Genomic DNA, 21,926 nt, shown 5'->3' with positions numbered 1-21,926 from the left:
ACAATTCGGATTGGAGGCGGTTTGCAGCATGGTAAGGACTGGAATAGAAAATACCGGGGAATGGATGGATTTTCTGAAGGGAAAAAGGGTCGGATTGATTACAAATCCAACAGGGGTCGGCTCAGGCTTAAGAAGCACAATTGATATATTAAAAGAAAAAACGGCTTTAGTACGGTTATTTTCCCCTGAGCACGGTGTCAGAGGAGATATACAGGCAGGTGATATGGTTAACTATTATGTTGATGAGAAAACCAGTCTGCCTGTTTTTTCACTGTATGGGAAGAATAAGAAGCCTTCGGAGGAGATGCTAAAGGACATTGATGTTCTGGCTTTTGATATCCAGGATGTGGGCTCAAGGCTCTATACCTATCTGTATACCATGTCCTATTGTATGCAAAGCTGCGGGGAATATAAAAAGACCTTTCTTGTTTTCGACCGGCCAAATCCTGTTGGAGGCGTTAAGGTAGAGGGCAATCTTGTTAAGCCTGGCTTTACCTCCTTTGTGGGCTTGCATCCAATTCCTTACCGGTATGGCCTGACCATAGGGGAAGCAGCACTTTTGTTTAACCAGGAATTTCACATTTCCTGTGATTTAAAGGTAATTCCAATGACGGGATGGGAGAGGACAATGTATTATGAAGACACGGGACTTCCCTGGATTATGCCGTCTCCAAATATGCCGGCAGTTGATACGGCAGTTGCCTATAACAGCACCTGTATTTTGGAAGGAACCAATATTTCGGAAGGAAGGGGAACGACAAAGCCCTTTGAATTGGCAGGAGCGCCATGGCTGGAAGCAGAGACACTTGCGATAAATATGAATAAGAAGGGACTATCCGGGGTATTATTCCGGCCGGTCTACTTTACACCGACATTTTCAAAGCATGTCGGTATACTTTGCCGGGGAGTGCAGCTGCATGTTACCGACAGAGAGAGCTTTTGCGGGGTAAAGACAGGGCTGTATCTTTTAGAGGAAATAAAGAACCTGTCCGGTGATAAATTTTCCTATAATGCACCCTATTCATCCTCCGGAAAACCTATGATTGACTACAATACCGGAGATGATTTTATCCGGACCCATGATTTTTCTGCGAAGGAAGTATATGAAATGTGGGCGGTGGAAGCAGAGGAGTTTGCAAAGAAAAAGGAAAAATACCACCTGTATTAATCAGCTGTTGTCGCTGCGGTGGGAATGGGTTGCCTGGTAGCTGCTTTCCAGCATGCCGGTTACATTGTCATAATCTCTGTTTGCAATAGCGGTAAAGAGAATATCGGCGATGATAAGCTGGGCTATTCTTGAGCTCATGGCACCGCTTCTTTTATAGATTTCCGGCGAGCTGGTATAGAGTACATAATCAACGGATTGTGCCAGGCTGCTTTTTCCATATTTGGTGATTGCCAGGGTGGTGGCACCGTTTTTCTTAGCAATATCCAAAGTCTCCAGGATTTCCTTCGTTTCGCCGGTATAGGAAATGAAGATAGCAACATCGCCGGCAGTTATAGTGGAGGCGTAGGTGAGGCTGATATGGGAATCATGGCAATAGGAAACATTGTATCCGATACGCAGCAGTTTATAATACAAATCATCTGCAACCAGGCCGGAAGCACCGACGCCAAAGATACGGATGGCTTTTGCGCTAATTATTTGATCAACGATACCTGATAACATGACTTCATCAAAGAGCTTTAAGGTAGCTTCAATTGCCTGAATACTGCTAAAGCACACATTTTCAGCCATGGAAATATAGGTAGAATGCTCCTTGATATCGGTAAACTGCAGTTGTGGAGTGGGATTCTCATTTTCCGTTATGGTCTCATTCAGTTCAACAAAAAGAGACTTCTTCAAATCCTTCATTCCGTCAAAACCGATGGATTTGCAGAAGCGGACCCAGGCTCCCTGGCTTGTGCCGGAGAGATTTGCCAACTTAGCCAAGGGGTAACGAAATATATTGTCTATATTTTGAAGAATATAATCCGCAACCTTTTTCTCGGTTTTATTTAATTGAGGATACATATTTTTGGTTCTGATTTCGACAGTAGTCATGGTTACCTCGCCTCCGTAGGTTTTATGTTATTATACATTATTATGGGTTTTGTTACAATAAGGTCTTTGGTTCCCGCTGCCACTGCCATTTGCAGGGCAGATGGAAAATTTACGAAAAGGAGTTCTGAATTATGGGTAACTATATCACGATGGATATCGGGGGGACATTTATTAAATACGGGCTTATGAATAAAGAATTTTGCGAAGAAAGTTCCCTGGTACTGCCCACGGAAAAAAATCCGGAAAGGTTTTTACAGCAGCTGTTACAAATAATCTATGAGAATAAGGCTGGCGCAGAGGGAGTCGCTATAAGCATGGGAGGCTTTATTAACCCGGTAACCGGGCAGAATTCCGATTACAGTGTAGGGGATAATTTTAAGGCCTATAATTTAAAAGAGGAATTGATGAGACAAACAGAGCTTCCCGTAGCAATTGAAAATGACAGCAATTGTGCGGCTCTGGCAGAATTGAAGTTCGGCGCAGGAAAGGCTTGTTCTGATTTTTGTATGGTAACCCTGGGCACGGGAATAGGCGGAGCCATTATCCATAATCGTAAATTGCTGCGCGGCAGGAACTTTAAGGCAGGTGAATTCGGATTTACCATAATCGGACGGGAAGGTGATAACGGAGGATATACCTATAAGGCAGCATCCGCTACCGCAGTACTGGCAGGAAGGGTTTCTGAAAAGCTGGGCCAGAGTGTGGACGGCAATTATGTGTTTGACCATCTGGAGGACAGGAGAGTAAGGGAAATCTATGAAGAGTGGCTGGACGATCTGGCAATAGTAATCGGAAATACAGCAGTGAGCTTTGATCCGGAGAAAGTAATTATCGGAGGCGGAATCAGTGCCAGAGAGAACTTTATTATGGATTTGGAAAGCAGGGTATATCATATTTTTAAACACTTGAAGGACTATGTGACAATCGAGGCCTGCAAGCTGGGAAATGATGCAGGTAAAATCGGTGCCTTGATTAATTTTATAGAACAATATGGAAAGGAAAGGTGTTCTAAATGAGCGAAGGGATTAAAATTGCAACCATTGGCGGGGGCTCCAGTTATACGCCGGAATTGGTGGATGGCTTTATAAAAAGATATGACAAGCTTCCTGTACGTGAATTGTGGCTGGTGGATATTGAGGAAGGCAAGCATAAGCTTGAAATTGTCGGTAATCTTGCCAGGAGGATGGTAGAAAAAGCCGGGTTACCAATGAAGATATATACGACCCTGGACCGAAGAGAGGCCCTGAAGGGTGCTGATTTTGTAACCACACAGCTTCGTGTAGGGCTGCTGGATGCCAGAATAAAGGATGAAAGAATTCCCTTGAGCCATGGAATGCTGGGACAGGAGACCAATGGAGCCGGTGGCTTATTCAAGGGGCTGCGTACAATTCCTGTTATTCTTGATATCTGCAAGGACATGGATGAATTATGCAAGGATGCGTGGCTGGTAAACTTTACGAATCCGGTAGGCATGATAATGGAGGCAGTGAACCGTTATTCCGGCAGAAAAAAAGCAATCGGTTTATGTAATGTTCCGATTGATATGCAGAAAGCAATTGCCAGAATGTTAAACCGTCCCCTGGAGGAGGTTTATATTACCTTTGGCGGACTTAATCATATGGTATTTGTGACGGGAGTATACGTTGACGGCAGAGATGTAATGGAGGAAGTAATTGACCTTTGGGGGAACCAAAGTGTAAAGAATATCAAAGGAATTGAGTGGAACAAAGGCTTCTTAAAGCAGCTGGGGGTAATTCCCTGTTCCTATCACCGCTATTATTTCATGGGAAAGGAATATCTGGAGGAAGCAATCGAGCATTACAAGGAAAATGGTACAAGAGCAGAGAAGGTAAAAAAGATTGAGGAAGAGCTTTTTGAACTGTATAAGGACGTAAACTTAAAAGAAAAACCCAAGCAGCTAGAGCAAAGGGGAGGGGCTTATTACAGTGATGCAGCCTGCAACCTGATTTGCTCCATTTATAATGATACCCGGGATATCCAGGTGGTGAATACGGTAAACCGGGGAGTACTTGATGAACTGGAATATGACGAGGTAGCGGAAATGAACTGTATCATCACAAAGAACGGGCCTGTTCCGGTATCCGTCGGAAAGCTTCCCAAAGCAGTCAATGGACTGCTGCAGCAGATTAAATCCTTTGAGATAGCCGGTGCCAAAGCAGCCGTTACCGGTGACTATGATAAGGCATTGCTGGCTATGATGATCAATCCCCTGGTCTTCTCCCAGAGCCATGCCATCACAGTACTGGATGAGCTGCTGGAAGCTCATAAGGAATATCTGCCTCAGTTTTACAGGAAACAATGAAATAAGCAGACTGTATTGCCGCCTTTGGGTTCGGATTTGCCGGTCAGACTGTTCCGGCAGTTCCTTGACCGAAGTCGAAACCTCAACACAAATCTCATTCCCATTGGCGGTTTTATGATGCTTTAAATATCGGAAGTAAAATGTTATTGACGATGTCCTCAATACTCGCCTCTGTGAGCTTTCCATGCAAGACAATTTCGTTGATAATTAATAGGGAAGGTAAGTTTAGAGCCTTTTCGGATATATCATTAATCGAAAGCGTAATCTCATTGCGGGCATTAGCTCTCGCTATTATAGGCTCAATTGATTTACGAATATCATTTTCGTGATTAATAACATTAAACAAATCGTAAGATGTCGTATTGGAAAACATATCTGCAATCAAATCTCTTAGATCATCGGGCTTGATAATCTTAAAAATTGGATTTAAGCTTTCAAAAAGAGCCGTCAAATCATCTTTCAGCGAGCCATGGTCTCCGATTTCCAAATTTATAGACGGTGCCTGACGGCTTATAGCGGCAAAAATAAGATGGCATTTTTGCGGCCAGCGGCGGTAAATTGCATTTTTATTGGTTTTTGCTCCATGAGCCACATCATCCATCGTCAATTTGTTATATCCTTTTTGTTCAAGTAACAGCCAAGCCTGATCCAAAATTGCATTTTCCAGTGTAACGCCTCGACGCCGGCTAACATTATCATTCACTTTACATTCCTCCTATTTTTGGTCAGCATAATTCCACCATAATATTGTACCATAGATGCCAATGAATACAACAACGGAAATTGACACTTTGCCAGCCAAATTAATAAGCTGAGGATTACTTAAATATATTCCCGGTATCGACCACGGGATATAGGGACCCACAGGTTGTGATCCAAAAACAACGGCTGTAATTAAAGCTCCGAAAGAAATACTTACAGGAGCCAGAATACTCCTTGCTATACTAGCAATGAATGGAAACAAAAAACTAAGACTGATATTGTATAACGTTGCAATAAACAGCCGTTTTACAACGCTTCCAGCCAAAAATAAATCAAAGCCTGTTAAACTGAAACAAGAACCCAGAGCAAAAGTCATCCCAATGGCGATTAAAGTCGTAGCAATAAAACACAATTCTAAAGCCAAAAACTTTGAGCAGACCAAGTTTGTACGGGAAATTGGTAAGGACAAGATATCTTTAAAAGTTCCATCTTGATATTCCCGTCCAAATACCCAGCTGCTTAAAATACCGAATCCCATTAGCCCAATGACGGTAGAATAAAGAAAGAAAGTATTATTCAAAAAAGCTTCCCATGTTTTGTCTTGCATGTGGATAACTATTAAAAAGCTATAAAAGGTCAAAATAAAGATTGGTATATGACCTCGTATTATTTTGTAAACTTCAATTTTAATCATTGACAATATCTGTTTCATAATTAATGTCCCTCCTTAATTGTCCTAAGAAAGAAGGATTCCAAGCTTTCCTGAACAGGGCGAAAAATCATTAAATTAAAATTTTGCAGCTCAAGCTGTTTTAATAAAGAGGAATATTGACGGATTGAAACGCCCGGGACAAGTATCTCTTCCTCACTTAATAATGTGCTTTGTAAGTTTTTAGCAGTAAAGTAGTCAGCGAGGTTTTTCGCGGAGCCGGCCACTTTTATATAAAGATTTGACTGCCTTTCACGTTCGAATTCGGAAAGGTTTAATTCACGTAACAGGTGTCCATTAGCCACTATCCCAATTCGATTTGCCAGCTTTTCCATTTCGTCCAGCAGGTGGCTGGATATAAAGATGGTGGCACCATTTTTCGCCATTTCAATTAAAGAATGGCGCACGGCTACAAGCGCTTCCGGATCTAATCCATTTGTGGGCTCGTCCAGCAAAAGAATTTTTGGTTTATGAAGCATTGCCTTTGCCAATCCAATTTTTTGATTATTTCCCAAAGAGAGGTCTTTTGCCTTAACCTGACGGTAAGCATCCAACAATAGCTGTTGTAAGACGCTATCCATTCGTTTTTTGATTTCTGAATCAGGAATGAGTCTTTGCTTAGCATATAATATAAGGTTTTCTTCAACTGTAAAGTTTGGATAGGCATGTGGTGTTTCAATCAAATAGCCGATCTGATTCCAAAACTCGGAAGATAGTTTTGAAATCGGTTGTCCGGAATAATAAATTTCACCCGATGTTGGCCGAACCATTTTCAGCAGCATACGCATTGTGGTTGTTTTTCCAGCACCATTCAAGCCTAAAAAACCATAAATTTCACCTTCATTCGCTGTCAGGCTAATATTGCAAACACTATTTTTCATGCCATAACGTTTAGTTAAATTTTTTGTTTGAATTATTGCCACGTAAATACCTCCATTGTTATGAAATATAGGGTACTACAGTACCTTAAAGGAGAGTATAACATAGTAAATTATAAAATGCAATGTTATAACTATTTAAATTTGCGGGACGAAAGAAGAGTAGTTTACACTTCACCTGCCAACATGTTAGGAAATAGTCAATATGTGCCCCCAAGTGAGAACCATCTGAACACAAAAATACCGCCCATCATGTCTATTTGGGCGGTATTTTTGTGTAATGTGATAGTCCATATTTATTTTTGATATTCCCTTATCCCGCATAGAATAAGGGCTTTTGCAGTTTTCCTAATACATGTGGTACATAGGTTGGTCAGCTCCAGGCAATGTTAAAATAGCAGCTATGATTTTTTAGTCAATAAAAACAACCGGCTTAATCAAATCACTGGACTTTCTGTCCATGAGGTTAAAGGCATCTTCAATTTCTTCCATGCCATTAAAACGATGTGTAATAAGCTTGGTGGTATCCACTCTGTTATATTTGACCATATCGAGCATTTTTCTGATCCTCAAAGCGCCGCCTGGGCAGAAGCCTCCGCGGATTGTCTTGTTTGCCATACCAAGTCCCCATGAATAAGCGGGCATGGCTAAAACCTCCTTGATGTCAAAGAAATTCACGTTGGAGATATAACCCCCTGGCTTTGTCATTTCAACTGCCTGTCTGAAGCTTTCTGCATTTCCGCCTGCAATGATAACGGAATCGGCGCCATCTCCAGTTAACTCCATAATCTGGCTGACGATATCACCGTTCTTATAGCTGACAATATCTGTTGCTCCATATTCTTTCGCCACTTCAATGCAATTTGGACGGGTGCCGATTGCGATAATCTGGCCTGCGCCGTGCAGTTTAGAGCCTGCAACAGCCATCAGTCCCACAGGGCCGATACCGATTACGACTACCTTATCACCAAATTTAATATTTGCATTTTCCACACCGTGAAATCCGGTAGACATCATATCCACAGTCATAACAGCCGCTTCGGGAGAAACTCCTTCCGGAAGCAGCACCAGGTTGGCATCTGCCTGATTTACGTGGAAATATTCGGCAAAGGTACCGTCCTTGGAGCCTAAAAACTTAAAACTATTCATAAGGCCTTCGTCATGTGCATTATATTCACCCTGTACATTTTCTGTCAGCCAGTCCGGTGTAGTGCATGGTACAACTACTGTATCGCCGGCCTTGAAATTTTTTACCAGATTGCCGACTTCTACAATCCTTCCTACGGATTCATGGCCTAAAATCAAATTTGTATGTTCGCCGGAACCTCCATGAAGGATATGTGTATCCGATGAACAAGGTGCTAATACTATCGGATGGACGATTGCGTCCAGTGCTCCGCAGGATGGCTTTTCTTTTTCTATCCATCCGGCTTGATTAATTGACAGCATTCCAAAACCTTTCATATTGTGCTTCTCCTTTTTAGTATGCAATTTTATATCAGACAATTTATATTATACAAGATTGTTAAATAATTATCAATATGAGGATTGAAAAAGTAAAGGTATGGGTTGTATGGGCTGTTCTGCTTTGGGATTAGGGTATAATTTTTATATTATATCCATAATTTGCTGTATTCTGTTCGTGAAGTGAGACTTACAGCCAGCTGCAAAATTACTTTATATGCAATGAATTTACAAAGTCATCTTAATTTTTATTGTTACATAAAATTAACATATTTACAAAATTTCTAATATCATAAAAGCTGTCATTTTTGGAATGATAATAGATAAAAGCAGATGTTTATCATAAGTATGTGAAAAATTGCAATTTGCTATTACAACGGGCAATGTAAAGCTATAAAGGTTAAGGATATTAAAGCATAGATATGAGTATTGTATGAGAGCTGTAGAATTAAAAAATATAGCTATAAAGGCTGAATTGGATGTTATAAGTTAAGCTCAGCTCTCATTGGTTTTATTTGAGAAAAATACAGTAAAGCAGCAGTATATGACATAATGAAAGAAGAGGTATTTATGCAAAAAGAATGTATTGCCATGCTTTTAGCCGGAGGAGAGGGCAGCAGACTGGGTGTTCTGACGAAGAACAGGGCAAAGCCTGCTGTTTATTTTGGCGGAAAGTATCGGATTATTGATTTTACCTTATCCAACTGTGTCAATTCAAGGATCGATACCGTTGGTGTGCTGACCCAGTATCAGCCCCATGAGTTAAATGATTATATTGGTAACGGACAGTCCTGGGATTTAGACAGGGCAGACGGCGGAATTCATATTCTGCCTCCCTATCAGAAAAGGGAGGCTTCTGACTGGTATAAGGGAACGGCCAATGCCATTGCGCAAAATATCCCTTTCATTGACAGGTATAAGGCAGAATACGTTTTAGTACTGTCAGGGGATCATATTTATAAAATGAATTATTACCGAATGTTAGAATATCATAAGGAAAAAGAGGCAGATTGTACCATTGCAGTAATAGAAGTGGATATCGGGGAGGCTTCACGCTTTGGTATCATGAATACAAAGGAGGACAATAAGATTTATGAATTCGAGGAAAAACCCAGGGAGCCAAAGAGCAATAAGGCATCCATGGGTATCTATATTTTCCGGTGGGATAAATTAAAGAATTATCTTGAAATGGATGAAAAGCTTGCCTCTTCCTCCAATGACTTTGGAAAAAATATCATTCCTGCCATGCTTGCAGCCGGTGAGAGGATGTATGCCTATCCCTTTTATGGCTACTGGAAGGATGTCGGTACCATGGAAAGCCTGTGGGAAGCGCAGATGGATTTGCTGACCGGCAAGGAAAATATTCTGACCAGTGACAGGCATTGGGCGATTTATGCTAATAATCCTGTACTTCTGCCCCATTATATAAGCTCCGGAGCAGCAATGGATAACTGTATCATAACGGAGGGCTGCAGTATTTCCGGGAATATTCATTCCTCCGTAATCTTTCATGGGGTTACGGTAGAGGAAGGTGCCCATATCTGTAATTCTATTATTTTACCGGGAGTACGAATTAAAAAAGGAGCTAAAATCCAAAATGCCATTATTGATGAAAATACGGTTATCGGAGAAAAGGCATCTATCGGTGAGGCTTTTCCGGAAGAGGGTAGACCTTTGGTACCTTTGACCGTTATTGGGAGAAATGTTCACATACAGGATTCTGAAACAATAGAAGGAAATATGATGGTTGATGTTGACCACCGGGAGGTGATGAAATGAATCTGAATGCCATCGGAATCATATTTTCCAATATGCATGATGAAGAAATGCATGAAATAACCAACAGCCGGACTATGGGAGCTCTCCCCTTTGCCGGGAAGTACCGGTTAGTGGATTTTATGCTCTCCAACATGCGCAATTCCTCTGTTGCCAGTGTGGGAATAGTGGCAAAAAGCAATTATCAGTCCTTGCTTGAACATTTGGGTTCCGGTAAAGAGTGGGATTTGGCAAGAAAAAGAGAAGGATTATTTCTGTTCCCTCCCTATGGACGTTCCTCTGCGGGTATTTACCGGAATAAAATCGAGGCCTTGAATGGCATCATGACCTATATTAATAAATCCAGATATGATTATGTTATTATTACAGATTGTGATACTATTTGCAGTATGGATTGGGAAGAGCCGCTGTCCTTTCATATTACGCAAGGGGCGGATATTACAGTAATCTCCTATAAATTGAAGGAAGGAGAGGAGAGGCAGCAGGAAACGGTCTACAGCATATCCACAGAAGGGCTGGTTACAGAAATAAAAATATCTCAAACTGCCGAAGAAGGGAATTTCATCGGAACCAACATGTGGATTACGGGAAAGCAATTTCTTGTAAGCGTAATTCAGGAAGCGATGGCCTACAGCCTGACAGACATTGAAAGGGATATCTTTCAAAAGAATATAGGCCGTTACAAGCTAGCGGCGTGGGAGTATGAGGGATTCCTTCGAAAAATTAACTCGATAAATGACTATTTCAAGGCAAACATGGATATTTTGGAGCCAAAGGCAAGGGAAATGCTATTCTACAATTATGGTCCGGTCTACACCAAGGTAATGGATGATATACCTGCCAGATATGGAAGCAATGCTAAGGTTTCCCATAGCCTGATAGCAGACGGCTGTCTCATAGAAGGACAGGTGGAAAATAGTATATTATTTTCAGCTGTTACCGTTGAAAAAGGAGCGGTAGTAAAGGATTCGATACTGATGAAAGGGACCTTTGTCGGGGAAAATGCACTGCTCCAGTATGTGCTCTCGGATAAATCCGCTGTCTTTTGTAATGGAAGGATATTAGTTGGCTGTGAACAGCAGCCTATTTATGTGGATAAAGGAAGTAAGCTGTAAAAGAGGCTGTTGATAAATTGATAAATACCGGACTGTTAGAATATGCAAACCCACGTATATAGCAAGCTAAGCTAAAATTTGCTTTATATGTGGGTTATATAAAGATTAATAAATGATTTGGGTCTCGAAAGGGTAGTCTTTCAAAAGGGGACGGCAATTTGCACAAACCAGAAAGAACTCATGCTTCGATTCCAAGGTATAAGAAGTCCTAATTCTCTGAATATTTTGTGCTGGGCATATTATAAAACAGATAACTCGCTTGCGCTCAAACAATCTTTTTATAATATAGCACAAAATATTCAGAGAAAGGACTTCTAATACCTTTCCATAGGCGCATTCGTTCTTTCTGGTTTGTGCAAATTGCCTGTGTTTCTTTTGAAGCAAGGCTTTTGTCACTCAAATCATAAAATATTAATTTGCTATAATCGCTTTATTGATTAAACTTTGTGGTTACTGAAGTAAAGCAGTTTGCTGTTGCTGGCACTGCACTTATTTATCGGTTAAATTTTGTGGTTACTGAGCTTAGTGCCCATTTATCATTGTTTTTCACTACCTTTAGCATTCTTCCTGTAACGTCTATGATATACAACGTATTTCTATTACTGAAGCTATAGCTTGCTAAGGAGCCTTGCAGGGGAATTCTATCTTCTGGAGTCCATGTTTTCCCGTTGTCAGAAGATTGAAATATGACATAGACAGGATCATTATCAGTCGCATATTTCAAAATCATAATCCCTTTTTTACCGATAAAGTATGGTGGGTAGCCTTCAATATATCTATAGTTTAAATCTTTAGGCTGCCGTACTATTAAATTCTTCCATGTCTTAGCAGTATTAGTTAACCTATACAGGTAGGAATTATCAGCGCCATGGTATGTACTGGTAATAAATCCGGTACCGGCTTTATTGAATGCCATACCAGTGGGATAGCCTTGAATATATGAAACATCATCTATTTCTTTATAGGTTTTTCCGCCATCTGTAGTTTTGAATAAATATTTTTCCATCAGTCCTGCAGCCGGGCCGCCGCAGTACAACAAATATCCAACTTTATTATTAACAAAACTACTATATAGTTCACCGCCTCTAGCATCTTTAATGTTAGCTGATTTTATATGGCCTTTGCTCCAGGTACTGCCATCATCCTTTGATTTATAAACATCAATGCCACTTGCCTGGCTAAAAAATCCAAAAACATATAGAGTATTATTCACATATGTAATAGAAGGCATGGATTCAGCATCATCATAGTGAGCAGTAAACTTATGTATTTCCTTATAGGAAGACCATGCGTTATTTGTTGTGATTAAACTGCCATTTAATCGTAATGCCCATCCCTTCTTACTATCCTTCATATAAACAACGTTTATATCCTTTAAGATAGCAGTCTGTTTAACTGTTTTTGAGGTTGGAACGGTTTTTAATGGTATTGCACCGGCTTTTAATGGTGTTAAAACGGCTTTAAATGGTGTTGAAACGGCTTTAAATGGTGTTGAAACAGTCTTTATTGGTGTTGCAGCAGCTTCTAATGGGATTGCAGCAGGTGTATTTGCTAATGTCATTATGGAACCGGTAGTATCAGTAGCTCTGTAACTTTGTTTTTCAGACAGGGAAGTCTTTTTGGTGCAGCTTATTGTAAATATACAGCATACCAAAATTACACTTAAAGTTAAAAACTTCTTATACATTTTTTTCTCCTCTCAATTACTGTCTATTCCTGGGCGCATTAGCTGAATTTAAGCGTAATGCTTTCAAGATTAATTTTTAGTATAGTACAAGAAAAATCATTTTACTATATTACCCAGAAAATTTAAAAATAACTTAAGTATATTCAGATAATTTTAAGAAAGCATGTAGTGGGTATCCAAAACATAGTATTGTTAAGTAATACAGTAGTTGCCATCTGGAAAATTCCAAATACAAAAATAAGGTTCTGAAATTTTGGGGCTTTGCAGATCAATTTTTAGCTATATATTACTGAGAAGACTTGAAAAGCAGCTGCTTCCATTAATTGTTGACAGGGAAGTAATAATTTGCGTGGTGTATGTAAAGATAAGCGTTATTTTCCTAAAGAAAAGCCATAGAGAAAATAGGATGATAATAAGATAATAAATTAACAAGTAAATCCCAAACTTTAGGGCTATGGCAAGAGGAGATATCATATGAATACAACAATAAAAGATTTAAAAGAAAGAAGAAGCATCCATAAATATAAACCGGAGCAGATTACGGAAGAAGAATTAAATACAGTACTGGAAGTCGGGACTTATGCACCTAACGGAAGGGGATTACAGTCGCCACTCATCGTAGCAGTGCAGGACAAAGCAATCATTGCAAAATTATCTGTAATAAATGCGAATATCCTTGGACAAAGTGGTTTTGAACCATTTTATGGTGCACCCACGGTCATAATCGTACTAGCAGATAAAAATAGACCGACCTATATAGAGGATGGCAGTCTGGTGCTGGGAAATCTTATGAATGCTGCCCATGCCATCGGGCTAGGTTCCTGCTGGATTCATCGGGCAAAAGAAGAATTTGAAAGTGATGCAGGAAAAGCACTTTTGAGAGAATGGGGTATTGGTGATAATTATATAGGTATAGGACATTGTACATTAGGTTATATAGCAGGAGACCTTCCCAAAGCTAAGCTAAGAAAAGATGGCTATGTGATTAAGATAAAATAGTTTTATATTCGAGGTTGCGCGTATGGTTGACGAAAAAGGTTCAGCGGTTATTTTGAAAAATAATGCACCAAGATATATTATAATCGATTATAGTAAGATACAGGATGAAGTTACTGACGACAACCTAATGGTTGAAGAGGCGGCAAGAAAATTTCTTTCTAGGTATGCAGAAGCATAGAGGAATTAGCAAAATGATGAAGCTGCAAAAGAAACAGATTCTTTCAATGCATTCAATGGCCATAGAGCAATCAGGAGGATTAGATGGAGTCTGAGACGAAGGATTACTTGATATGGCATTGAACGCACAATTTCAGACATATGAAAATTTCGAGCTATATTCATCAATACAGAGTTATGTTAATAACATTGAAGTGAATGCAAGTAATCAGGATACTATTGATCTTGGGTTGGGCATAGCAAGTGGAAAATATCATACAGAGTATATCATTGACTGGATTATTGATCACAGCAGCAGTTAATAAAATATAAAATTAAAAAAACTCATGGATTGAGAAATCTGGATTATCATTATATACATTAGAACCTATGAGAGGTCAATCTTTCTGCAATTTGGATGTATCGGGTGATAATAATGTTTATGATTTTTTATTACATAGATAATGTGTATTTACATTTATAATTAATTCATGTAGCCAAAAAGGAAGTAAAGTAAGATTAACTAAAATAAGATATCAATATGGAAAGGATTCATCATTTATAGTTTATGCTATAAAAAGGCACGTTAGCAGAGGTTAACAGAATTTTAAAGAAATAAGAAGCTCGCAACCATTTGAATTTAGTAAGGTTGCGAGAGCTTTAAAGTATGCAGTTATGGGGACTTGAACCTAAATTTTGTGTGTGGTTATTGTGGATTCCATTATGTGTGAACAAGCCCTGTTTTATGTGTTTTATTAGGTTAGCATTATTTGATTTATGGATATTTTTATAGGTTTATATTATGGTACATTCCAAAGTATATTCTGTAATTATAATACATCAGTATCTATAGACATTGCTTTTATCATTAATTCTTATCAAAGTTACCTTCTATTCTACTGGTCAATGCTTGAACGGTGCGTAAGGAAGTGATTTCGCGTTCGGCAGTCTTTAACTCATTCTCATCTAAAATGTTTAATTTGTTTTTTAATACATAAGTGCTGGGATAGCAGTATAAGTTATCCTTTTCATATTCATAGTAATATTCACCATTCATAATTATACAGCCTGTTTATGCGTATGTTTTTGAATTAATAGGGTAATGACTTCTTGAAAACTTACTTTCCCGTCAATACATTCTTGTATTCGCTCTTTGTCAGACTGTGAAAGGGGCATATCTTCCATGCTCATGGTTAGCTGCAAGGCTTTAACATTCATAGATTACGCCAGAGTAAAATGAAAATAAAATAATCTGGCAGCTGTCAAGTGGATTTTCTACTCTGACCATCATTTGGTAAAAAAGCAAAAAGCCTTGTAAACTCAACATTTACAAGGCTTTTCTTTATATGCAGTTGAGGGGACTTGAACCCCTACCCACGTAATGCGGACTAGAACCTGAATCTAGCGCGTATGCCAATTCCGCCACAACTGCGAAGCGTCAACGTATATATTCTACTATATTTTGTCCAAAAGTCAAGCAAAAGTTTGAATTTTTTATTTTTTTTTAAAAATTCATGATAACACATATAATGGCATACGTTTTTCTCCTAAATTTTTGAATTTCTCTGCCGAATTTTTCAATTTATCTATTGACAAAATTACCATAGAAAGATAATATGATATCATAATGATATCATATTAATATAAATACTAATATAAATACTAATATGAGAAAAATCAGATTGAAAGGAAATCTTTCAACTAAGTAATCAGGAATATCAAATCTCTGATTTGATATTAGCGAAAGGAGTTATTATGGAAAATGAAAATGGCCAGAGGCTAAATAACGTGGAAGAAAAAGAAATTAAACCCTTTAGCGGTGGAATAATGTTATTGCTGGTGCTGATCGGGTTTGGGGTATCAATCTGGGGGATTATTGCCGGCTCTATTAATTTAAGTAAAATGAATTATAATCTTGGTGCATTTTTACTGGTTGCCGGTATTGTTCTTTTTGTTGTATTATGTGTACTGCTGAGTGGTTTTCATATTTTAAATCCCAATGAGGCTATCGTAATGACTTTATTCGGAAAGTATTATGGAACTATCAAAAAGGAAGGTTTTTATTATACCAATCCTTTTGCCGGAGCCATTCATCCGGCAAGAACGTCACCGGTTAATACGAATATAAATATGGGGACTTATACCACAGGCACAACTACCACAAATCCTGCAAGTCAGGGCAGTAAGAAGATTTCAACAAAGACCCTTACCCTTAGCAATGAGAAGCAGAAGGTAAATGATGTATTAGGTAATCCTATCATAATTGGTGCGGTGGTTATCTGGAGAGTAGCGGACCCTACAAAGGCTGTTTTCAATGTGGATAATTATAAGACCTACCTGTCCATCCAGTGCGATTCGACCATAAGAAATGTGGCAAGGCTTTACCCCTATGATACCATGGAAAATGATGCGGATGAGAAAACTCTAAGAGGCAGCAGCCAGGAAATCGCCGAAAGCATGAGAATAGAGCTGCAGCAAAGAGTAAGTGAAGCCGGTCTTGAAATAAAGGAAGTCAGAATCACTCATTTATCCTATGCAGAAGAAATTGCGGCAGCAATGCTTCAGAGACAGCAGGCCGTAGCTGTGATTGCAGCCAGACAAAAAATAGTGGAAGGTGCTGTAAGCATGGTGAAGATGGCTATTGACCAGCTGGGGCAGGAAGAGATTGTAGTGCTTGATGATGAAAGAAAGGCAGCTATGGTAAGCAATCTTCTTGTAGTACTCTGCGGAAATAAGGATGCGCAGCCTATCGTAAACAGCGGCTCTCTTTATTAAGATTAAAGGAAAGGCAGTAAGATGGCAGTAAACAATGAAGGAAGCATAGATAAAAGGGAAGAGGAACTGCAAAAACGTCTTGAAAGAATAAAAGAGATTGAGCAGGAGCTCCTGCAGAAGGAAAGACAATTAAAAGAAAAGGAAAAATCCAAAAAGCAAATTCTTTTAAGACTGTCACCGACCCTATGGAACGAACTCGCTGCTTGGGCAGAGGATGATTACCGGTCTATTAACGGACAGATTGAATATTTGCTGTCAGAGAGCGTAAGAAAGAGAAAAAACGAATAAGCTAAGGTTAAGCTGAAATTACTAAAAGGAGGGAATATCATGTTAAATCCCGTAAAAATGATGAAATTAAAGAAATCCTGGGATACCTTTACCGGTAACCATCCCAAGTTTCCTAAATTTATTGAGGCTGTAAATAATAAAGGCCTACAGGAAGGAACGGTTATCGAAATTACCGTCACAACAGTATCCGGTGAGACTCTCAGTTCGAATTTAAAAGTAACGGCCTCTGATTTGGAACTAATATCCGATTTAAAGGATATCAATGCATAGAAAGTAATCAGTGGTTAAAAGATATCAATGCATAGAATATAGTCAGTGATTAAAAGATATCCCGTAAAAAATCAATAGCTTAGATAGATACCCCTAAATTAAATTTTCTAAAATAATTATGCTGCGTCAGGTGCCCCATCCTTTGATGGGAGCTATAGGATGGCAGCATTTTTATTTGCAAAGATAGTACAACATGGTAAGCTTGATTCGGGTATCAGAAGGCAATCTCAAGAAACATAGCATTCTGCTGTCCGAATCAAGCTTTTTATATAAGGCTTTTTGGAATTGCATTTTAACCGGCTGTTTGCATATAATTACTAAAAACAAGGCGGATATGGGTGGTCATGAAAAGAAAAAGTATCAAGGAGGCTATACAGGGTTATGGTATCAAGAAGGCGGTCTATTATCTGGATTCCAATCCTGAAAAAAACATTCCCAAAGTACTGAATTGGCTGATAAAGATAGATAAGGAGGAAAAATACGTCGCAAAACAGGCTAAGGTTATATTGCCTTATATGGACAATAAGAATAACAATTGGTACCGTCTTATAAAAAGCCTGTATACGGATGTAGACGATGGAGTCAGGAAGAAGCTCTTTGAGAACTTTATTGTCAATGGGGTATTTATAGGAGGAAAAAGGCAGAATAAGGCCAGGAAAGAATATCAGTGCAATGTCCCCTGGGCTATACTGCTTGACCCTACCTCGGGCTGCAATCTGCACTGTATCGGTTGCTGGTCGGCAGAATATGGGGATAAATTAAACATGGATTTTGATACCCTGGACAGCATTATTACCCAGGGAAAGGAACTTGGAATATATTTTTACGTTTATTCCGGCGGAGAACCGCTTATACGGAAGAAAGATATTATAAGGCTGTGTGAAAAGCACCAGGACTGTGCGTTTCTTGCCTTTACCAACGGAACCTTAATAAATGATGAATTTGCACAGGAGATGCTCCGGGTCAAAAACTTCGTCCCGGCAATCAGTGTGGAGGGCTTTCAGGAGGAAACGGATTACAGAAGGGGGAAGGGAACCTTTTTAGCCACAGAGAAGGCAATGGAGCTTTTAAGAGCCAAAAAGCTGCCCTTTGGCATATCCTGCTGCTATACCAGTAAGAATACGGAAGTTATCGGAAGTGAGGAATACTTTGACTTTATGGTTGGGAAAGGTGCTAAATTTGCCTGGTTCTTTACTTATATGCCGGTAGGAAAAGATGCCGTACCGGAGCTTTTGGCTAAAGCAGAGCAGCGTGAATTTATATACCGGCAGATCAGGCATTTCCGTGAGAGCAAGCCTATTTTTACAATAGATTTCTGGAACGACGGAGAATATGTAAAGGGCTGTATTGCAGGCGGCAGAAGGTATCTTCACATCAATGCCAATGGAGATATAGAACCCTGTGCCTTTATTCATTATTCGGACAGTAATGTATATGAGAAAAGTATACTGGAGGCCTTAAAATCACCTTTGTTTATGGAATATCATAAGAACCAGCCTTTTCATGCCAATTTGCTTAGACCCTGCCCGCTTCTTGATAATCAGGGCAGACTTGCTGAAATGGTGGAAAGGTCTGGCGCCAAATCCACCGACCTTAAGAATCCGGAAGAGGTAGGAAGCCTTACTGAAAAATGTATTCCTGCTGCAGACAGGTGGGAACCGGTTGCCGACAGGCTGTGGAAGGAAAGCCACGGCTGCAGGAATTGCAATGGCTGCCTGAATAAGGCTGCCTTATTTTATGAAGAACAGGATGAAGTAAAATAATAAATGAATGAAAGATTTATCCAGTTATTCATAAATTTTATCATATTCTCCATTGCAGAATATAGTTATTTTAATTAAGATATAATAAGAATGGATATTATTTTAAAAAACGGAGGATTAAATTATGAAATTCAAAGATATTCCATATAAAAGAGTGGATATGGAAGAAGTAAAACTATCCTTTTTCGAATTGATAAAGGAGCAAAAGGAAGCAAAAAGCGGAGAAGAGCAGTTTGAGATTCATAAAAAGGCTTACGGTCTAATTGATAAGGTACTTACACAAATGACAATTTGTGAAATCAGGCATTCCGGCAATACCGCAGATGAGTTCTATGAAAAAGAAAATGACTATTATGATGAAAAGAAGCCGGAGTTTGATGACCTTAAGCTTCAATATTCCAAGGTTCTGTTAGAGTCACCCTACAGGCCCTACCTGGAAGAAAAAATCGGAAAGGTGGCGTTTAAGAATATTGAATTGCAGTTAAAGGCTCTGAATGAAGAATTAATCCCCCTTATGCAGGAGGATAATAATCTGAAATCCACCTACCATAAGCTAATTGCCGGTGCTAAGATTGACTTTAACGGTGAAGAGCTTAACATTTCCCTGCTTCGAAAATATTTGACGGATTCCGATAGAAATGTCAGAAAGGAAGCCTGGAGCAAGCTTTCCGGTTTCTTTGCGGAGCACAGCAAAGAGCTGGATGATATTTATGACAAGATGGTAAAGAACCGTACGGCACAGGCCAGGAAGATGGGCTATAAGGATTTTGTGGAGCTGGGCTATTGCCGGATGAACCGCAACAGCTATGACCGTGATATGGTCAAGAACTTCAGAGATCAGGTGAAGAAGGTATTTGTTCCTCTTGCTACAAAGGTTCATGAACAAAGGAGAGAGGCTTTAGGACTGGACTCCTTAAAATACTATGATAATGAAATGTTCTTTAACAACGGCAACCCGGCACCCATTGGCACGCCGGAAGAAATTCTTAAGTGGGGTAAGGAGATGTACAGCGATTTATCTCTCGAAACAAAAGAGTTTTTTGAATTCATGTATGAAAATGAGCTGTTTGATGTAATGGGAAGAAAGAATAAGCAGGCCGGCGGTTACATGACCTTTTTACCGGACTACCGGGCACCCTTTATTTTTGCGAACTTTAATGGAACCAGCTCTGATGTAGATGTAATTACTCACGAATGCGGTCATGCCTTCCAGGGATATGTAGCCAGAAATTATGAAGTGGAAGAGCATAGGGACATTACCATGGAAACAGCAGAAATCCACTCAATGTCCATGGAATTCTTTACCGACAGGTACATGGAGAAATTCTTCGGAGACAGGGCGGAGGATTACAGAAAAATGCATCTGGCAGATGCCATTATCTTTATTCCCTATGGCTGCATGGTAGATGAATTCCAGCACATCGTATACGAGAACCCGGATATGACTCCTGACGAGAGAAAAGCCGCCTGGATGAAGCTGGAGAGTGAATACAGGCCTCATATGGATTACGAGAATGACCCGTTCTTTTCAAAGGGTGGTTTCTGGCAGAGACAGCAGCACATTTATGTGGATCCCTTTTATTATATTGACTACTGCCTGGCACAGACCTGCGCTCTTCAATACCGCATTAAGATGGATAAGGACTATGGAAAAGCCTGGGAGAGCTATCTTGAGCTTTGCAGACTTTCCGCAAGAGAATTCTATGAGCCTATGTTAAACAAGGTAGGGCTGGATTCTCCTTTTCAGGATGGCTGTATGAAGAATATTGTAGAAGAGCTTACAAAGACATATTTTTAAGAAGTAAGGCGGCGGGAATCCAAAGCCTGTAAGTATAAAGCCGTGAAAACAGGTGTAATTCATGTCTGGTTTTAACGGCTTTTTACCATTAGAAGAAAAGAAGGGGAAGAAGTATGATCATATCGCTTATATATAATCAAAATGCCTATACGGATGCCATATCGGACATTACCGGAGAAAAGGTGCAGGTCTGCCTTACAAAGGAAGAGGCTTTAAAATATCTGCCTGAGACGGAAATTATTGTGACGATTGGAGGAGGGAACTTTTCGGTGCCCTTAGATGAAGAGATGCTTCAGGCAGCTCCTTCTTTAAAGTGGGTATTCAGTGTGAGTGCCGGCGTAGAGAAGCTCCCTTTAAAGGAATTAAAGGAAAGAGGAATTCTGGCTACCAATACCAGTGGTGTCCATGCGGTGACCATTGCAGAATATGTTATGGGCGGGCTTCTTGTCATGAGCCATCACTATGACAGGTATCTTCCTTTAATGAAAGAAAAAAAGTGGGGCGAGCTGATATCTGGGGAAGATATGGAGGGAAAGACCATCCTGATCATAGGGGCAGGGCACATCGGCTCTGAAATCGGAAGAAAAGCCGGGGCCTTTGATATGCAGGTGTTTGGACTTAAGAGGACACCCTGTGAATTAGACGGCTTTGCTGGTGTGTATTCCATGGACAAGTTAAAAGAAATGCTTCCAAAGGCTGATTATGTGGTAATGGCAGCTCCCCTTACCCAGGAGACTTATCATTTGATAGGAGAAGAGGAATTTGCTCTTATGAAAAAGGAAGCGGTTTTTGTAAATATTGCAAGAGGTGATACGGTAGAGGAAGAAGCTCTTATTGCCGCTTTAAGAGAAGGAAGGATTCAGGGAGCGGTTCTGGATGTTTTTCATGAAGAGCCCCTGCCGGAGGCCAGCCCTTTATGGGAGCTTGACAATGTTCTAATTACACCTCATAGTTCAGCCATTTCCAAGAATGTTATTAAGAAAATAATCAGGATGTTTAAAGAAAGCTTTGAAAAGTATAAGAAGGGCGAGACCCTGATAAACGAACTGTAAGCACAAGTAATTCAAGAGGAAGAGCATTTGTTTTAAAGAAATAAACAAAACAGCTTTCCTGAAAAGGTAACCGGGGTGCTGCTGCAAAAGGTGTTTTATACCGCATAGGGTGGATATACATTTATGT

20 protein-coding genes and 1 tRNA gene are annotated in these 21,926 nt (G+C 39.7%); 14 read left to right on the top strand and 7 right to left on the bottom strand.

Going from position 1 to position 21,926, the window contains the following annotated elements; genetic code table 11:
- Positions 1-28: 28 nt before the first annotated feature.
- Positions 29-1,168, top strand: coding sequence for an exo-beta-N-acetylmuramidase NamZ family protein (locus BUB77_RS24605; RefSeq protein ID WP_073279832.1), 1,140 nt, complete (start codon positions 29-31; stop codon positions 1,166-1,168).
- Here the strand turns inward: BUB77_RS24605 and BUB77_RS24600 are convergent, their stop codons facing one another.
- Complete coding sequence (locus BUB77_RS24600; RefSeq protein ID WP_073279831.1) at positions 1,169-2,044, bottom strand: MurR/RpiR family transcriptional regulator; 876 nt, start codon at positions 2,042-2,044, stop codon at positions 1,169-1,171. It abuts the gene before it with no gap.
- Positions 2,045-2,175: 131 nt separating this feature from the next.
- On the opposite strand from BUB77_RS24600, the gene BUB77_RS24595 reads away from it, so the two are divergent.
- Entirely contained in the window at positions 2,176-3,060 is an 885-nt protein-coding gene (locus BUB77_RS24595; protein ID WP_073279830.1) for an ROK family protein, read from the top strand.
- Positions 3,057-4,367 carry a 6-phospho-beta-glucosidase gene (locus tag BUB77_RS24590; RefSeq protein WP_073279829.1) on the top strand — a complete coding sequence of 437 codons (1,311 nt, stop codon included), beginning with the start codon at positions 3,057-3,059 and terminating at the stop codon, positions 4,365-4,367. Before BUB77_RS24595 ends, BUB77_RS24590 begins: the two co-directional genes overlap by 4 nt.
- Before the next feature lie 112 nt (positions 4,368-4,479).
- Here BUB77_RS24590 and BUB77_RS24585 read toward each other — a convergent pair whose 3' ends face one another.
- From BUB77_RS24585 to BUB77_RS24570, 4 genes are all read right to left on the bottom strand, one after another.
- On the bottom strand, positions 4,480-5,070 hold the full coding sequence (locus tag BUB77_RS24585) for a TetR/AcrR family transcriptional regulator (protein WP_073279828.1): 591 nt from the start codon (positions 5,068-5,070) through the stop codon (positions 4,480-4,482).
- 12 nt (positions 5,071-5,082) lie between these two features.
- The gene (locus tag BUB77_RS24580) at positions 5,083-5,781 is read right to left on the bottom strand and encodes an ABC transporter permease (protein ID WP_073279827.1); all 699 of its coding nucleotides are present in this window, start codon (positions 5,779-5,781) and stop codon (positions 5,083-5,085) included.
- Positions 5,782-5,783: 2 nt separating this feature from the next.
- Entirely contained in the window at positions 5,784-6,701 is a 918-nt protein-coding gene (locus BUB77_RS24575; protein ID WP_073279826.1) for an ABC transporter ATP-binding protein, read from the bottom strand.
- Positions 6,702-7,067: 366 nt separating this feature from the next.
- Positions 7,068-8,120: an NAD(P)-dependent alcohol dehydrogenase gene (locus tag BUB77_RS24570; protein WP_073279825.1), complete on the bottom strand. Its 1,053-nt coding sequence runs from the start codon at positions 8,118-8,120 to the stop codon at positions 7,068-7,070.
- A 570-nt stretch (positions 8,121-8,690) separates the two neighbouring features.
- Here BUB77_RS24570 and BUB77_RS24565 point away from each other — a divergent pair.
- Positions 8,691-9,899, top strand: a complete 1,209-nt coding sequence (locus BUB77_RS24565) for a glucose-1-phosphate adenylyltransferase (protein ID WP_242962578.1) — start codon at positions 8,691-8,693, stop codon at positions 9,897-9,899.
- Positions 9,896-11,011, top strand: a complete 1,116-nt coding sequence (glgD, locus tag BUB77_RS24560; RefSeq protein ID WP_073279823.1) for a glucose-1-phosphate adenylyltransferase subunit GlgD — start codon at positions 9,896-9,898, stop codon at positions 11,009-11,011. The genes BUB77_RS24565 and glgD overlap by 4 nt, the downstream gene beginning before the upstream one ends.
- A 493-nt stretch (positions 11,012-11,504) precedes the next feature.
- On the opposite strand, the gene BUB77_RS24555 is transcribed toward glgD, so the two are convergent.
- A complete protein-coding gene (locus tag BUB77_RS24555) occupies positions 11,505-12,698 on the bottom strand; it encodes a WD40/YVTN/BNR-like repeat-containing protein (RefSeq protein ID WP_073279822.1) in 1,194 nt (397 codons plus the stop codon).
- A 474-nt stretch (positions 12,699-13,172) separates the two neighbouring features.
- Between BUB77_RS24555 and BUB77_RS24550 the strand changes: the two genes are divergently transcribed.
- The 3 genes from BUB77_RS24550 to BUB77_RS24545 all read left to right on the top strand — a co-directional run bounded on the left by BUB77_RS24550 (position 13,173) and on the right by BUB77_RS24545 (position 14,176).
- On the top strand, positions 13,173-13,697 hold the full coding sequence (locus tag BUB77_RS24550; protein WP_073279821.1) for a nitroreductase: 525 nt from the start codon (positions 13,173-13,175) through the stop codon (positions 13,695-13,697).
- 22 nt (positions 13,698-13,719) lie between these two features.
- Entirely contained in the window at positions 13,720-13,875 is a 156-nt protein-coding gene (locus BUB77_RS30140; protein WP_242962577.1) for a type II toxin-antitoxin system Phd/YefM family antitoxin, read from the top strand.
- A 112-nt stretch (positions 13,876-13,987) separates the two neighbouring features.
- A complete protein-coding gene (locus tag BUB77_RS24545) occupies positions 13,988-14,176 on the top strand; it encodes a hypothetical protein (protein WP_073279820.1) in 189 nt (62 codons plus the stop codon).
- Positions 14,177-15,200: 1,024 nt separating this feature from the next.
- Here BUB77_RS24545 and BUB77_RS24535 read toward each other — a convergent pair.
- Positions 15,201-15,285, bottom strand: a tRNA-Leu gene (locus BUB77_RS24535).
- A 323-nt stretch (positions 15,286-15,608) separates the two neighbouring features.
- On the opposite strand from BUB77_RS24535, the gene BUB77_RS24530 reads away from it, so the two are divergent.
- From BUB77_RS24530 to BUB77_RS24505, 6 genes are all read left to right on the top strand, one after another.
- A complete protein-coding gene (locus tag BUB77_RS24530) occupies positions 15,609-16,628 on the top strand; it encodes an SPFH domain-containing protein (RefSeq protein ID WP_073279818.1) in 1,020 nt (339 codons plus the stop codon).
- A 111-nt stretch (positions 16,629-16,739) separates the two neighbouring features.
- The gene (locus BUB77_RS24525; RefSeq protein WP_139241315.1) at positions 16,740-16,916 is read left to right on the top strand and encodes a type II toxin-antitoxin system antitoxin; all 177 of its coding nucleotides are present in this window, start codon (positions 16,740-16,742) and stop codon (positions 16,914-16,916) included.
- A 39-nt stretch (positions 16,917-16,955) separates the two neighbouring features.
- The gene (locus BUB77_RS24520) at positions 16,956-17,186 is read left to right on the top strand and encodes a hypothetical protein (protein WP_073279816.1); all 231 of its coding nucleotides are present in this window, start codon (positions 16,956-16,958) and stop codon (positions 17,184-17,186) included.
- A gap of 344 nt (positions 17,187-17,530) precedes the next feature.
- Entirely contained in the window at positions 17,531-18,949 is a 1,419-nt protein-coding gene (locus BUB77_RS24515; protein ID WP_073279815.1) for a radical SAM/SPASM domain-containing protein, read from the top strand.
- A 124-nt stretch (positions 18,950-19,073) separates the two neighbouring features.
- A complete protein-coding gene (locus BUB77_RS24510; protein ID WP_073279814.1) occupies positions 19,074-20,747 on the top strand; it encodes a M3 family oligoendopeptidase in 1,674 nt (557 codons plus the stop codon).
- A gap of 113 nt (positions 20,748-20,860) precedes the next feature.
- A complete protein-coding gene (locus BUB77_RS24505; protein WP_073279813.1) occupies positions 20,861-21,799 on the top strand; it encodes a D-2-hydroxyacid dehydrogenase in 939 nt (312 codons plus the stop codon).
- Positions 21,800-21,926 lie beyond the last annotated feature (127 nt).

Source organism: Anaerocolumna jejuensis DSM 15929, from assembly GCF_900142215.1.
Classification (GTDB): domain Bacteria; phylum Bacillota; class Clostridia; order Lachnospirales; family Lachnospiraceae; genus Anaerocolumna; species Anaerocolumna jejuensis.
The sequence above is the reverse complement of the archived record's forward strand: the minus strand, read 5'-3'. Positions and strand labels throughout refer to the sequence as shown.